The organism is Vibrio sp. Sgm 5 (assembly GCF_026241575.1).
Taxonomy (GTDB): Bacteria; Pseudomonadota; Gammaproteobacteria; order Enterobacterales; family Vibrionaceae; genus Vibrio; species Vibrio jasicida.
This window is the reverse complement of the sequence record NZ_JAPHPY010000036.1, coordinates 1-14864: the sequence shown is the minus strand read 5'-3', so window position 1 is coordinate 14864 and position 14864 is coordinate 1. Positions and strand designations below refer to the sequence as shown.

14 protein-coding genes are annotated in these 14864 nt (G+C 46.7%); 6 read left to right on the top strand and 8 right to left on the bottom strand.

Annotated elements, in window-relative coordinates:
- Positions 1-10: 10 nt before the first annotated feature.
- On the bottom strand, positions 11-2455 hold the full coding sequence (fadE, locus tag OQJ86_RS18165) for an acyl-CoA dehydrogenase FadE (RefSeq protein ID WP_265988925.1): 2445 nt from the start codon (positions 2453-2455) through the stop codon (positions 11-13).
- 358 nt (positions 2456-2813) lie between these two features.
- On the opposite strand from fadE, the gene lpcA reads away from it, so the two are divergent.
- Together lpcA and OQJ86_RS18155 are read left to right on the top strand one after the other, a co-directional pair.
- On the top strand, positions 2814-3389 hold the full coding sequence (lpcA, locus tag OQJ86_RS18160; RefSeq protein ID WP_005436835.1) for a D-sedoheptulose 7-phosphate isomerase: 576 nt from the start codon (positions 2814-2816) through the stop codon (positions 3387-3389).
- Positions 3390-3450: 61 nt separating this feature from the next.
- Positions 3451-4296: a class II glutamine amidotransferase gene (locus OQJ86_RS18155; RefSeq protein ID WP_038864746.1), complete on the top strand. Its 846-nt coding sequence runs from the start codon at positions 3451-3453 to the stop codon at positions 4294-4296.
- A gap of 397 nt (positions 4297-4693) precedes the next feature.
- Here the strand turns inward: OQJ86_RS18155 and purN are convergent, their stop codons facing one another.
- Both purN and purM read right to left on the bottom strand, forming a co-directional pair.
- A complete protein-coding gene (gene purN / locus OQJ86_RS18150) occupies positions 4694-5332 on the bottom strand; it encodes a phosphoribosylglycinamide formyltransferase (RefSeq protein WP_265988922.1) in 639 nt (212 codons plus the stop codon).
- Positions 5333-5474: 142 nt separating this feature from the next.
- Positions 5475-6515 (bottom strand): phosphoribosylformylglycinamidine cyclo-ligase, encoded by a 1041-nt coding sequence (gene purM, locus OQJ86_RS18145; RefSeq protein ID WP_038879184.1) that lies wholly within the window; start codon positions 6513-6515, stop codon positions 5475-5477.
- 179 nt (positions 6516-6694) lie between these two features.
- On the opposite strand from purM, the gene upp reads away from it, so the two are divergent.
- On the top strand, positions 6695-7321 hold the full coding sequence (gene upp, locus OQJ86_RS18140) for a uracil phosphoribosyltransferase (RefSeq protein ID WP_005533963.1): 627 nt from the start codon (positions 6695-6697) through the stop codon (positions 7319-7321).
- A 129-nt stretch (positions 7322-7450) separates the two neighbouring features.
- On the opposite strand, the gene OQJ86_RS18135 is transcribed toward upp, so the two are convergent.
- Positions 7451-8704: a uracil-xanthine permease family protein gene (locus tag OQJ86_RS18135; RefSeq protein WP_265988919.1), complete on the bottom strand. Its 1254-nt coding sequence runs from the start codon at positions 8702-8704 to the stop codon at positions 7451-7453.
- A gap of 235 nt (positions 8705-8939) precedes the next feature.
- Here OQJ86_RS18135 and OQJ86_RS18130 point away from each other — a divergent pair, with 235 nt between their 5' ends.
- Positions 8940-10238: a DUF2066 domain-containing protein gene (locus tag OQJ86_RS18130; protein ID WP_038864754.1), complete on the top strand. Its 1299-nt coding sequence runs from the start codon at positions 8940-8942 to the stop codon at positions 10236-10238.
- An 82-nt stretch (positions 10239-10320) separates the two neighbouring features.
- Here the strand turns inward: OQJ86_RS18130 and OQJ86_RS18125 are convergent, their stop codons facing one another.
- Genes OQJ86_RS18125 through OQJ86_RS18110 form a run of 4 tightly spaced genes read right to left on the bottom strand, consistent with a single transcriptional unit; the run spans position 10321 to position 13176 of the window.
- Positions 10321-10761 (bottom strand): DUF2069 domain-containing protein, encoded by a 441-nt coding sequence (locus tag OQJ86_RS18125; protein ID WP_038864756.1) that lies wholly within the window; start codon positions 10759-10761, stop codon positions 10321-10323.
- A gap of 20 nt (positions 10762-10781) precedes the next feature.
- Positions 10782-11354 (bottom strand): NAD(P)H:quinone oxidoreductase, encoded by a 573-nt coding sequence (wrbA, locus tag OQJ86_RS18120; RefSeq protein WP_265988915.1) that lies wholly within the window; start codon positions 11352-11354, stop codon positions 10782-10784.
- Positions 11355-11705: an arsenate reductase (glutaredoxin) gene (gene arsC / locus OQJ86_RS18115; RefSeq protein WP_104047362.1), complete on the bottom strand. Its 351-nt coding sequence runs from the start codon at positions 11703-11705 to the stop codon at positions 11355-11357.
- 16 nt (positions 11706-11721) lie between these two features.
- Positions 11722-13176: a tetratricopeptide repeat protein gene (locus tag OQJ86_RS18110; protein WP_038864759.1), complete on the bottom strand. Its 1455-nt coding sequence runs from the start codon at positions 13174-13176 to the stop codon at positions 11722-11724.
- A gap of 269 nt (positions 13177-13445) precedes the next feature.
- Between OQJ86_RS18110 and OQJ86_RS18105 the strand changes: the two genes are divergently transcribed.
- Together OQJ86_RS18105 and OQJ86_RS18100 are read left to right on the top strand one after the other, a co-directional pair.
- On the top strand, positions 13446-13682 hold the full coding sequence (locus OQJ86_RS18105; protein WP_038864760.1) for a sulfurtransferase TusA family protein: 237 nt from the start codon (positions 13446-13448) through the stop codon (positions 13680-13682).
- A 1-nt stretch (position 13683) separates the two neighbouring features.
- Positions 13684-14754, top strand: coding sequence for an AI-2E family transporter (locus OQJ86_RS18100; protein ID WP_038864761.1), 1071 nt, complete (start codon positions 13684-13686; stop codon positions 14752-14754).
- The last annotated feature ends 110 nt before the right edge of the window (positions 14755-14864 follow it).

Here is a 14864-nt window from a genome sequence, read left to right as displayed (position 1 = left end):
CATCATTCGCTTAAGCGACGTTTTCCATCTGAGGGTAAAGCGGCTTTGCGGCCAATAGCTCTGGCTCAAAATCGTCTACGTTGATAGTGTCTAGGCGATGCTGTTCCGCTTCTCTTAGCAGATCTGCTTCTTCCTGAGTGATTACGCCTTCTTCTAGACCTTCTTGAGCAATCACATCCAAACGCACGAATGGACGGCGTTTGCCTTGGGCTTTACATATTTTGTCGAACACAGGCTCAGCTTGAAGAATCACAGACAGTGCCAACTCAATCTTACCTGCAGCGTTGTGTTCCGTTGGTTCTAGGTACTGACCACGACCAATACGTGAACGTGTTGCACTTGGCGTTTGTAGAATACGCGCCACTTTACTGTCTAGCTTATCACTTGGTGCTTTGCGCACTCGGCCAAATGGCATGATCAATACACGCAGTGCACGACCAATCACTTTGTTCGGGAAGTTTGCTAGGAACTCATCAATGGCAGCTTCGCTTTGTTTTAAGCTGTCTTGCAAGCCCCAGTGTACCAATGGCAAATCTTCAACAGGGCGGCCATCCTGCTCGAAGCGTTTCAATGTTGCAGAGCTCAAGTATAGCTGACTTAAAATGTCACCAAGACGCGCAGACAGACGCTCTTTACGCTTCAACGAGCCACCTAGTACTGCCATCGAGATATCCGATAGCAGAGCAAGGTTTGCGCTGTAACGGTTCAATTGTTGGTAGTAACGCTTGGTTGCGTCTTTGGTTGGTGACGTTGAACCTAGACCATCACTTAGACCAAACCAGATGCTGCGAACTAGGTTACTCATGGTAAAGCTCACGTGACCCGCTAGTGCTTTGTCAAACTTCTCAACGGCGTCACCAGCCTCCGAGTATGCGGCGTTCATCTCTTCAAGAACGTAAGGGTGACAACGAATCGCGCCCTGACCGAAGATGATCATTGAACGAGTTAGGATGTTTGCACCTTCTACGGTTACCGCGATTGGCGCACCTTGATAGCTACGCGCTAGGAAGTTAGAAGGCCCCATACAGATGCCTTTACCACCTACGATGTCCATCGCGTCGATGATGCTTTGTTGACCGCGATGCGTACAGTGGTATTTAACAATCGCTGAGATAACCGATGGTTTTTCGCCAAGGTCGATACCTGCGACGGTTAGGTTGCTTGCGGCATCCATTACGTAAGCGTTACCACCGAGACGTGCTAATGGCTCTTCAACACCTTCCATGTGACCGATAGGTTGTTTGAATTGACGACGAATGCGCGAGTAAGCGCCTGTTGCCATTGCCGCTGTTTTGATGCCGCCTGTTGAGTTAGAAGGCAGCGTGATACCACGGCCAACGGATAGACATTCAACCAGCATACGCCAGCCTTGGCCTGCCATTTTCTCACCGCCAATGATGAAGTCCATTGGTACAAACACATCTTTTGCGCGAGTCGGACCATTTTGGAATGGCACGTTCAGTGGGAAGTGACGATTACCAATCTCAACACCTTTAAGGTTTGTTGGGATTAGAGCACAAGTGATACCTAGATCCTCTTGGTCACCAAGCAGGCCTTCTGGGTCACGCAGTTTAAAGGCTAGGCCAAGTACCGTCGCGACAGGTGCCAGTGTGATGTAACGTTTGTTCCAAGTTAGGCGCATGCCTAAGACTTCTTCGCCTTCCCACTCACCTTTACATACCACACCGAAATCTGGAATAGAGCCAGCATCGGAACCTGCTTCTGGGCTAGTCAGTGCAAAACATGGGATCTCTTTACCTTCAGCCAAGCGAGGTAAGTAATGATTTTTCTGCTCTTCTGTACCGTAGTGTTGCAGGAGTTCACCAGGACCTAATGAGTTCGGTACGCCAACGGTAGAAGACAGCACGCCAGAAACGCCAGTCAGTTTTTGCAGTACCAAAGATTGCGCGTATGCAGAGAATTCCAGACCACCGTATTTTTTCTTGATGATCATGGCGAAGAACTTGTTGTCTTTCAGGTATTGCCATACTTCTGGTGGCAAATCTGCAAGCTCGTGAGTGACCTGATAGTCGTTCACCATGGCACACACTTCGTTAACTGGGCCATCTAGGAATGCACGCTCTTCTTTGCTCAGCTTAGGCGCTTTGATTGCGTGAAGCTTTTCCCATTCAGGTTTGCCTTTGAATAGCTCCGCTTCCCACCAGACCGTACCAGCGTCCAATGCTTCTTTCTCGGTCTGAGACATAGCAGGTAGGACTTTCTTAAACATCACGAGCGCTTTGCGGCTGATCAGTGATTGGCGAATGCCCGACACGGCGAATACCGCAACGGCAAGTACGTAAAGTGCCCAGCCAATAACACCAACTGAGCCAGCGATCGTCAGTGCTAGCATGGCAGCAGTTAGCAGACTGACGGATTTCACGAGAGACATTCTGTGGTAGAGCGTTATGCCTAACACAACTGTCATCGCTACGATTGAGAGCAAGATGTCCATATGTTTTTTCCTTTTCAGACTTTATTAATGTTGTACGTCTGTATTTTGGTAAGAGGTCTAACCAGTTCTCATAAGTGTAATCAAAATATTAATAAAATGTAAAACCCAAGATTGGGTAAAAAGTGATCTATGTAGAGTTAAAATTCTAAAGTTGGGAGTTGAGTGATGATTTCGTAAGCAAGTTAACAAGTTTATTACCGCGATGAATCCAAATCTGTTGGTTCACTATCGACACTAATTCTCGTTTGTGGGTAAACTCAGAGTAATGAAATGTCCGGTGCGAGATTCGCATCAGAACAATTTGCCAGCGAGAGCCTCAACCTCACTGCTGTGGCCGAAATAATAAAGAGAACGTCTTATGTACCAAGATCTGATTAGAAGTGAATTAAACGAAGCTGCTGAAGTTCTGAATAAGTTTTTAAGTGATGACCACAACATCGCGCAAATCGAAGCGGCAGCAAAAATGATTGCGGACTCATTCAAGCAAGATGGTAAAGTGTTGTCATGCGGTAACGGTGGTTCTCACTGTGACTCTATGCACTTTGCAGAAGAGCTAACAGGTCGTTACCGTGAAAACCGTCCGGGTTACGCTGGTATTGCTATTTCAGATCCAAGCCACCTATCTTGCGTTAGTAACGATTTTGGCTACGATTTCGTATTCTCTCGTTACGTTGAAGCAGTGGGCCGCAAAGGCGATGTTCTGTTTGGTTTGTCGACGTCAGGCAACTCAGGCAACATCCTAAAAGCGATTGAAGCCGCGCAAGCGAAAGGCATGAAGACAATTGCGCTGACCGGTAAAGATGGCGGCAAAATGGCTGGCCTAGCGGATATCGAGATTCGCGTACCACACTTTGGTTACGCAGACCGCATTCAGGAAGTACACATTAAGATTATTCACATCATCATTCAGTTGATTGAAAAAGAGATGGAATAAGCTTTTCAGCTTGGCCTCGTTTGGGCTTAGTGGTGTTTTAAGGTAAGGAGTTCGTTTAACCATGTGTGAATTGCTCGGCATGAGCGCAAATGTTCCAACCGATATTTGTTTCAGTTTTACTGGATTGATGCAGCGCGGTGGTCGCACTGGACCGCATCGTGATGGCTGGGGAATTACTTTCTATGAAGGAAAGGGTTTCCGAACATTCAAAGATCCAAACCCTAGTTGTGATTCTCAGATCGCTGAGTTGGTGCAGAACTACCCGATAAAAAGTCGTGCGGTGGTTAGCCACATTCGCCAAGCAAACCGAGGCGGAGTGAATTTAGAGAACACGCACCCGTTTACGCGTGAGCTGTGGGGACGCTACTGGACTTTTGCACACAATGGTCAGCTGACTGATTACCAAGATTTGTATACGGGTCGTCACCGTCCGGTGGGAGAAACCGACAGCGAAATGGCTTTCTGTTGGCTGCTCAAACAGATGGAAGATAAATACCCTGAGCCACCTCAGGATATGGAGTCGGTCTTTACTTATGTTGCTCAGTGTTGCGATAAGTTGAGAGACAAGGGCGTGTTTAACATGCTGCTCAGTGACGGTGAGTTTGTGATGACTTACTGTACCAACCATCTGTATTGGATTACGCGTCGCGCACCATTTGGCAAAGCGGCCCTATTGGATGAAGATGTCGAAATCAACTTCCAAGAAGAGACCACGCCAAATGATGTGGTTTCTGTGATTGCGACTCAACCATTAACTGGCAATGAGGCATGGCAACGAATGAAACCGGGTGAGTTTGGTTTATTCCATGTCGGAGAATTGGTGTTGAATAATGCCAAGGCTCTGGAGGATGTCCCCTTTGCAGCGCCGAAGCCGGGTAACCAAGCACCGACCGAACCGTTGGAGTGATGGTTTCGGACACTGAATAACTAAATAAAGCTCGCTTAATCGCGAGCTTTATTTTTACGCGTTTTAAACCGAGGGCGGATACGGATGAGCATTCTTACTTCCTAGCGAACTGGTGGTAGATTCCTAGTCTTGCTAAGGCTCGCTGTAGTGACGTAACTAATTGAAGTTAAATTTATTTTTCTTTACCTACTGCGTCATTCTGAACGACGAGGAACGAGTCAGATTCAGAATCTACTATCCGAGTGTTGTATTGCTAAGGTGGTTTCAGGGATTTTTTAGGTTGTTGGTTTTGGTTTTTAGTCTGACTACGGCTTTATTGAACCAAGCTTATAAGATTTAAAAAAACAAAAGGCAGCCTGAGGGCTGCCTTTTTACGTTTGGTGTTTGGAACTGAGAACTACTCGTCGGCGTAGCCGTGTTCACCAAGCTCGAAGCCATCGAGATACGCTTTGCCTTCTGTCATCGATAATCGCCCATCGGTTAACCACTTAGTGACCATTGGATAGATGTTGTGCTCTTGCGTTTGTACGCGCGCGGCGAGTGCATCGGTATCGTCGTCTTCAAATACGGGTACTTTGGCTTGTAGTACTACAGGGCCGCCGTCTAACTCTTCTGTGACAAAGTGTACGCTGGTGCCGTGTTCTTTATCGCCTGCATCAATAGCGCGCTGGTGGGTATGTAAACCTGGGTATTTAGGCAAAAGGGAAGGGTGGATATTGATCATTTTACCCAGGTAGTGGGAAACAAACGCGCCACTGAGAATACGCATGTAACCTGCAAGTACAATCACATCCGGTTGGTATTCATCGATTTGTTTCATCAGTTCAGCATCAAAGTCTTCACGGGATTCGAATGCTTTTGGATCGACAAAATGCCCATTCACATCAAACTGTTTTGCGCGCTCTAAACCATAAGCGTCAGCTTTGTTGGAGAACACCGCTGCGACTTGTGCATTTGGCATACTGTCTTCGCAAGCTTCCAAGATGGCTTGAAGGTTACTGCCGTTACCCGAAATGAGGACCACTATGTTTTTCATGATGTTGAGACTGCCTTGCTATTGTAGGTTTGAAGTGCGTATCCGCTAAATTACCTACTATTAGAATGGTTTTCGATGTTCCAGATAGCAGAATGAGGACATCGCGTCCTCATTCATATCGTTATGTAGCGCAACTCACAAGTTATTGGATTTCAACTTGCTCTTCATTGGCTTCTGCTTGAGCGACTTCACCAATCACCCATGCGTTTTCACCTTCTTCTTTAAGAAGTGCTACCGCAGCGTCTGCTTGGTCTTTTGGAAGTGCAACGACTAGGCCAACACCACAGTTGAACGTACGGTACATCTCGTGTGTTTCAACGTTGCCTTTCTCTTGTAACCATTTGAATATTATTGGCCATTCCCAGCTATTACCATCGATAACGGCTTTTGTGCCTTCAGGCAGTACGCGTGGGATATTTTCCCAGAAACCCCCACCCGTGATGTGAGAAATCGCGTGGATGTCGTGCTTCTCAATCATCTTAAGTGCTGATTTGATGTAAATCTTAGTTGGTTCTAGTAGGTGCTCACCGATAGTACGACCTGCTAGCTCTTCGTTTTTATCTGCGCCAGAAACTTCTAGGATCTTACGGATAAGAGAGTAACCGTTTGAGTGTGGACCGCTTGAGCCAACAGCGATTAGTGCGTCGCCTGCTGCCACTTTCGTGCCGTCAATCACGTCTTCTTTTTCTACTACGCCAACACAGAATCCAGCAACGTCGTAGTCTTCGCCTTCGTACATGCCCGGCATCTCAGCAGTTTCACCACCGATTAGTGCACAGCCTGCTTGAACACAGCCATCAGCAATACCAGAAACCACGTCTGCCGCGGTATCTACGTCTAGCTTGCCTGTTGCGTAGTAATCTAGGAAGAATAGGGGCTCAGCACCTTGAACGATTAGGTCGTTTACACACATTGCCACTAGGTCAACGCCAATAGTGTCGTGCTTGTTCATATCCAGCGCTAGGCGAAGTTTTGTACCTACACCGTCAGTACCAGAAACCAGTACAGGTTGTTTGTATTTTGTCGGCAATTCACACAATGCGCCAAAACCGCCGATACCACCCATCACTTCAGGGCGACGAGTACGCTTAACCGCACCTTTAATACGATCTACAAGCGCGTTGCCTGCATCAATATCTACACCAGCGTCTTTATAGCTAAGAGAAGAGTTGTTACCACTCACAGGGAAGTCCTCGGTTTTTAAGTTGGATATGAAAACGGCGCTATTCTACCAGTGGTTAAATACAGATAGCAAACGTTTGCGTCGGTTTTTTTCTTTAGTGATCTATCCTGATATCCCTGCAAAAATCATGTATAATCTGAAGGTTTGTTTAAATATTGCCAATAAAGCCGGAGATGGAAATGAAAGTTGTTGAAGTTAAACACCCTCTAGTGAAACACAAAATCGGTCTAATGCGAGAAGGTGACATCAGCACGAAGCGTTTTCGTGAGTTAGCGACAGAAGTCGGTAGCCTACTTACTTACGAAGCGACTGCAGACTTTGAAACAGAGAAAGTAACCATTGAAGGTTGGAATGGTCCTGTAGAAGTTGACCAAATCAAGGGTAAGAAAGTAACAGTAGTGCCAATCCTGCGTGCAGGTCTAGGTATGATGGACGGCGTTCTTGAGCACATGCCAAGCGCACGTATCAGTGTTGTAGGTATCTACCGTGATGAAGAAACACTTGAGCCAGTGCCATACTTCAACAAGCTTGCTTCAAACATCGATGAGCGTATCGCTCTAGTTGTTGACCCAATGCTTGCAACTGGTGGCTCTATGATCGCAACAATCGATCTTCTAAAAGAGAAAGGTTGTCAGGCAATCAAGATTCTTGTTCTTGTAGCGGCTCCTGAAGGTATCGAAGCGCTAGAAAAAGCGCACCCAGATGTTGAGCTATACACAGCGGCAATCGATGAGAAGCTAAACGACAAAGGTTACATTGTTCCTGGTCTTGGTGATGCAGGTGACAAGATCTTCGGTACTCAATAAGCATTATTGCTTTACTGAATTTCAAAAAAATAAAGGCTTGGTGAAAACCAAGCCTTTTTTGTCTCTGCTATTTAGAAGCGAGCTACGAGATCAGGAAGGGCGACTTAAATCAATCAAGCCGCACCATACTTACTTCGCGTTGTCTTCTTCCATCTGTGCATTATCTACCACGTGGTTTTCACCAAGGTCGTGTGGTAGCACTAGGTTAAGAATGATTGCCACGATACCACACAGGCTCACACCTTGTAGACTGAACTCACCAATACCGAAAGCCATACCACCGATACCAAACACTAGCGTTACCGCAACGATTACTAGGTTACGTGATTTGTGTAGATCAACGTTATTTTTAATCAGTGTGTTTAGGCCGACAGTTGCGATAGAACCAAACAGTAGAATCATGATACCGCCCATTACCGGGACTGGAATGGTTTGTAGAATCGCACCTAGCTTACCTACCAGCGCAAGTACGATGGCAGTAACCGCTGCCCATGTCATGATTACAGGGTTGAACGCTTTCGTTAGCATTACCGCTCCTGTTACTTCGCTGTACGTGGTATTTGGTGGTGCGCCAACCATAGAAGCTGCAATTGTTGCCACCCCGTCACCGGCGATAGTGCGGTGCAGGCCTGGTTTCTTCAGGTAGTTTTTGCCCGTTACGTTTGAGATAGCAAGCATGTCACCCACGTGTTCAACCGCCGGGGCAATCGCTACAGGGATCATGAACAAGATGGCGTTGATGTTGAACTCTGGTGCAGTGAAGTTTGGCATGGCTAGCCAAGCCGCTTGCGCTACCGGAGTGAAATCCACTACGCCGTAGAATAGAGAAACAGAGTAACCTGCCAAGATACCGCCAACGATAGGAACCAGCTTTAGGAAACCTTTCGCAAACACGCTCAGTGCAATCGTTGTTAGCAGTGATACTGCTGAGATGATAACTGCCGCATCGCCATTGATAAGTTGCACTGCGCCGTCACCAGTTTTACCTACTGCCATGTTTACTGCCGTAGGTGCCAGACCAAGGCCAATTACCATGATAACTGGGCCAACCACAACGGGTGGCAGAATCTTATGGATGAAGCCAACGCCGCGTACTTTGATCATCGCACCAAGACCAACGTACACTAAACCAGCAGCCATCAAGCCACCCATGGTTGCACCGATACCCCAAGTTTGGATACCGAACATAATAGGAGCAATAAACGCAAAAGAAGAGGCAAGGAAGATAGGGACAGATCGTTTAGTAATCAGTTGGAAAAGAAGAGTACCGACACCAGCACCAAACAGAGCAACGTTTGGGTCTAGGCCAGTAAGAAGTGGTACCAGCACGAGAGCACCAAAAGCGACAAAGAGCATCTGAGCGCCTTGTAACGCGTTTTTCATAATTATTTCCTATTCAGAGATACGCAGACAAATCCGGCGAATATTATCATCTGGCAATCGATTGCAATGTTGCCTAGATCAAACTTTTGTATGGATTTATAACAGAGACGAATAGTTTGTTTTCATGGTGGGTTTTAACTTGGTCAGAATACAGACAATTCACTCAGTACTCTTCTTGCTCACCGTTTGATAGTTGCTTATGATGCGTGTTCTTGTACAGAGGATTATGAAAACTATGCGCTATTTAGCTCTCTTATTGATAGGTTGGTTGTCTCTGCCAGTTTATGCATTAACTCAGGTGGATATCTATCGTGCCGAAGTGGCGATCGACAGTGAGCAAAAAGACGGCGAAGAACTCGCCCGTCAACAAGGTATGCAAGATGTGATTGTGCGTGCAACAGGCAGCGAATCTTCCCTTAGCAACCCAGTAATTAAGAAAGCAGTGGGTTCAAGTTCTCGCTATATTTCTCAACTTGGTTACGGCCAACTTGATGGTCAAAGCAGTTTGAAGATGCTGTTCAATAGTGGCCAAATCCGTTCATTGTTGACGCAAGCACAGTTGCCAACGTGGTCAGCAAGTCGTGCCAACATTCTTGTTTGGTTAGTGGAAGAACAAGGTTACGACCGTACTATCACTTGGGAGCATTCTGATTCTTCAAGTGTTGCAGCGTTGCGTGATGCGGCACAGTCACGAGGCTTACCTATCACGATGCCTGTAGGTGACTTTGATGATGTTACCGGTGTGAACGTGTCTGATTTGTGGGGCGGCTTTGTTGACCCAATCAGCCAAGCAAGCCAACGTTACCCTGTGGATGCCGTTTTGGTTGTACGCGTACAAGGTGACAAGATCCGTTGGACTTTGTATGACCAAGCGCCAACGCAATTGTCTGAGTCTAAGCAATCGCCACGTAGTGGCTCTGCATCTGGTGCGAATGCGATTCCGGCGATGATTGGTGGTATCGCTGATTATTATGCGAAGAAAAGCGCGGTTGTTGTCTCGAGCAAATCTTCAGAAGAGATCGATGTAAAAGTGGTTGATGTTGAATCAGCAATGGATTTCTTCAACCTAGAGGATTCCCTAACTAAGCTAAACTCTGTGGCGAGTACCGAGATCAAGCGTGTACAAGGCAATGCTGTGACATTGACTATTCACCTCCTTGCTTCTCAACAAGCGTTTGAACAAGAAGCTTCCTCTATTCGTCCATTGGAAGTCACCGAAGATCCAATGGCGGGTTTAGAACCGGCGGCGGTACAACTTCCAGAAGCGCCTGCGCAACCAGCGCAACTTCCTGCTGATACAGAGCAAGGCCAAGCTACAGAGAGTGGTGCTGTGGTTCAAGAGTTGACGGCAGAGCAGAGCGCAGTAGAAGCGAAACAGCCTGTTGTTGCTCAGCCAGCTCCAGAGCAATATGACCTTATTTACAAGTGGAAAGCTCCGGTTCGTGCTCAAGTTGAGCCAGAGCTGGATGCGGATTCTGAAATTGCGCCTGTGCTAGAAAAAGATACGGTAGAAAATCCAGAAGATGTTGGTTAATCGACGGTCTTGATTGGGGTTTCAAACAAATAAAAAGAGTCGCCTAGTGCGACTCTTTTTTTGATTTTGAAACTTCACGAGACTACTTGTTGAATTTGGCTTTCTCTTCCTTTTCAACTTGAGAAAGGCGTTTCAATTTCAACCCTAGCTCTTTACCTCTCGCTCGTGCAAACAAGATGTTACCCAAGAAGCCCAGTGAGGTGAGTAGTAACTCGACAACGGCAAGCCAGCGTTCACCATCATCGACGTATAAAATGGTCAAACCGTGTAAGAAGTACAGCATCAGCACGAAGTTTGCCCACGCGTGGGTGTATGGCTTACCCGCTAAAATTCCCGGTAATGGGAGCAGTAACGGAACACACCAAGCAATGGCTAATGTGGTACTGCTCAGGTGTGGGTGAGGCGATAAGGCCAGTTGCCAAATGGCAACCCAAGCCAGTAGCGCTAAATTGCCAAACAGCGCCATATAACGATAGGTTTGAGTTTGCTTGCTGAGAGGTGGTTGGTCGATAGAGTCAGTCATCGATTTACTTATCCTTGAGCTTACTGACTGCCTTTCAGCTTTTGTGCTGTCGCTGCCAGTCGTTTTCCTAATTGCTGTGCGAGACGAATCTCGTCTGCCGTAAGACTTGGTTCTTGTCCTACACTGCTTGCGCCATATGGTGTGCCACCTGATTGGGTGGTATGCAGTTCTGGCTCTGAATAGGGGATTCCCAACACCATCATGCCGTGATGCAGCAGTGGTGTCATCATGCTCTGTAACGTGGTTTCTTGGCCACCATGCATAGAAGATGATGAGGTAAACACACAAGCAGGTTTATCGATAAGGTCACCGTTTACCCACAAAGGTGTGGTTTGATCCCAAAAGTGTTTGAGTGGTGCGGCCATGTTGCCAAACCAAACTGGGCTGCCAAACGCAAGACCGTCGCACTTTTTCAACTCTTCTAGAGTAACAATTGGATCAGAAGGAGGCTGTGAGTGAGGTGACAATTCTTCAACTGTACGCAAAATCGCTTCACAATGAGGAGTCGATTCGACTCCCCTTGCTATCTGTCTTGCCAGCTGTTTTGTAGAGCCATGACGGCTGAAATACAAAATGAGAACCTGGCAATCCATTTATAGAATGTCCAATACTTGCTCTGGCGGGCGACCAATTTTTGCTTTGCCGTTTGCAACAACAACAGGGCGCTCAAAAAGCTTTGGATTTTTTTCCATTGCTTCGAACAGTTGTTCGTCTGTCACTGACGCTTCACCTAGAGCAAGCTCTTTGTAGATGTCTTCTTTTGTACGCATCATTTCGCGAACTGAAGAGAACCCAAGTTGAGTGTAAAGTGCTTTGAGTTGCGCGACGTTAAGCGGTGTATCTAGGTACTTAACCACTTCGGGTGTCACACCATTTTGCTCTAGCAGTTCCAGTGTTTGACGGCTCTTTGAGCAACGAGGATTGTGATAAATCACGACTGACATGGTTTTCTCCATTTCGTTATTGTAATGCCATGAATCGATCTCTTTGGATCATTAACTGGTCGATACGAGCGTCGTATCGTGCTTGTTTCAAGCTGCCCAGATCTGCAATTTTACTTGCTTCAGAATAATATTGAATGGCTTTATTCCATCCAGCTCGCAGCGCTAAAATTTCCGCGCGAGCGGCAAGTTCTTCGTCATTGCGACCCAGTGCGTGGTTACCTTTTGATAGAAGGTGCCAACCATTAGTGTCTTCTGGGTTATCGTGCGTGTAACGTTGAAGAATACGTACGGCTTCTTCATTCTTATTCGCTTCCAACAAAGCGTTGGCATAGTTGATGGTCAGCACTTTGTTTTGTGGATTGCGCTTTAAGGCACGACTTAGCATATCTACGGCTTTTTGCGGCTGTTTCTGCTCGATGTACAGATCTGTCATGGCATCAAGATAAAATGGATTCGCTGGGTCTTGTTGAAGCAGTTTTTTCAACAACGGTTCAGCCTTATCGAGACGCTTATTATCTAAATGCACCAGCGCGCGACCGTAATCAAAAGACGGGACAATTTCTGGTGACGCTTTTTTCTGTGTTCGTTCAAACCACCCCATCGCTGCTTGTCCATCAATGCCTGCATAGCGGGCTACAATGCGAGCGCGTGTCAGGTGGTAATCGATAGATGGTTGAATTCGCAATGGTGGATACGCTCTAGCACGTGCTCGGCTGTCGGTAATACGGTCTTCTGGTAATGGGTGAGTCAAAAGCATTGGGGGGGGCTTACTGGCGTAACGGTATTCGTCCGCAAGACGACCAAAAAAGCGAGGCATTGCTTGAGCTTCAAACCCAGCTTTTGCCAAGGTCGCAATACCAAAACGGTCGGCTTCTTTCTCGTTTGAGCGAGTGTAGTTGATTTGGCTCTGCATATTACCAGCTGTTGCCGCCGTCACTGCTGCCATCCCCGCTTCTGGAGAGGCAATAGCAAGCAACAGCGCACCAGCTAGTGCCGCCATCGTAGCTGGCGAGCGACGAGCTTGTTCTTCCATGCTTCGCGCAAGGTGACGCTGTGTAACGTGGGCAATTTCGTGCGCTACAACAGAGGCAAGCTCACTTTCAGTACGAGCGTGCAAAAATAGACCCGAGTGCAGGGCAACGTAACCACCAAAGAAGGCGAATGCGTTGATGTTGCGGTCACGGATCATAAAGAAGTGGAACGGAGTTTTTACGTCATTCGCATTGGCGACCAAACGGTGTCCAAGTGTGTCAATGTATTCATTGATGACGGGATCGCTAACAATAGGGCTGCTGGCTCTGAGCATACGCATGTAGGCGTCACCGTAAATCAACTCCTGATCTATCGTCAGAGTGCCTCCAGCTGCGGTGCCAATATCAGGGAGATCAAGGCTATTGGCGTAAATAGGTGTTGGTGTACTCAATGCAGCAGCAAGGCATAAACAAACTAGCGAGCGAGTGCGTTTTAACATACGGTTTAAAGATTCTCCAAAATACCGAGTCTGTGCTTGAGAGATGAATTCCTTTCAACGTCAGCACAGGCTTTATGGTCATCCGTGTCGGATGAATATGCTAGCTATAAGACCGAAAATAAACGAATTGGTTTCGTCAATTGTCATACACATAACTTCAAATTGTTAATTTAGAAGTCTTTGTCGTCTACGCTTAAATCACTAGCACCAGCTCAAAAAGCCGTTACAATACAACCCTATCATAGTTGCAGAGCAATACAATGGAATCCATGTTACTTGATTTGCGTGATCAACGCTGCCCTATGGCACTGTTACTTGCTAAGCGTCACGCAGCTGAAGTGTTTCAAGGAGAAACATCGCAGTTTCAACAGCTTGTTATTCAAGTTGTAGACAAGAGCTCTAAACAAGACATTGTGAAGTATTTGCAAAATCAAGGCTATACAGTGGATTGCGAATCCACGTCAGAACACTTCATTTTGACAGTCTTCAATAAGGAATCATCATAAGATGCTTGAGATGGTAAGTCGTTGGTATAAGCGACGCTTTTCAGACCCACACGCCGTGAGCCTCGTAGCGATCTTGCTGTTCGGCTTTATCACCATTTATTTCTTCGGGCATTTGATTGCACCGTTGTTAGTTGCCATCGTTCTCGCATATTTACTCGAGTGGCCAGTGACGCAAATGTGTCGCTTGGGGATTCCACGTACTTTTTCTGTCATTACGGTGATTTTGATTTTCATTGGCTTGATGCTGATTGCGGTGTTTGGTTTAGTGCCAACCATCTGGACTCAGGTCGGCAACCTAATCAACGACATTCCGAACATGTATGCTGGTCTGCAAAAGTTCATTGCTACTTTACCACAGCGTTATCCAGAACTGGCGAACTTACAAATCGTGGAAACCTTGGTAACCAATGCGAAAAACCAAGCAATAGGCTTAGGGGAAAGCGTGGTGAAAGGTTCGTTGGCGTCACTCGTCAGTTTGGCTACGTTAGCGGTTTATCTGATTCTTGTTCCTCTGTTGGTGTTCTTTCTACTGAAAGACAAAGAAGAAATGCTACGCATGGCAAGCGGTATTCTGCCTAAAAACCGTAAGTTGGCGAACAAAGTTTGGCATGAGATGAACGAGCAGATCTCGAATTATATTCGCGGTAAAGTGCTTGAAATTCTTATCGTTGGTGGCGTGAGCTACGTAACCTTCGCGATTCTTGATTTACGTTACTCAGCGCTGCTTGCGGTTGCCGTGGGCTTATCCGTTCTGATCCCCTACATCGGCGCGGCAGCGGTGACAGTACCTGTGGCGATTGTTGGTTTGTTCCAATGGGGCTTATCGCCTCAGTTTTACTGGTTACTTGTTGCTTACGGTATTATTCAAGCACTAGATGGCAACGTATTAGTGCCAGTATTGTTTTCAGAGGCAGTCAACCTTCACCCAGTGGCTATCATTGTCGCAGTATTGGTGTTTGGTGGATTGTGGGGCTTCTGGGGCGTATTCTTTGCTATTCCATTGGCGACGTTGGTGAAAGCAGTATGGAACGCGCTGCCAAGCTCGGAAGAAGCCGAACCGATACAAGAATAGAAACTGATTTCAATAAAAAGCCCAGCGATTGCTCTGTCTCTTATACACAAATCCCCAAGCTTGTAGCTTGGGTATTTTTTTTGAACTCTTTCACGTGTGTGTGATCTGAT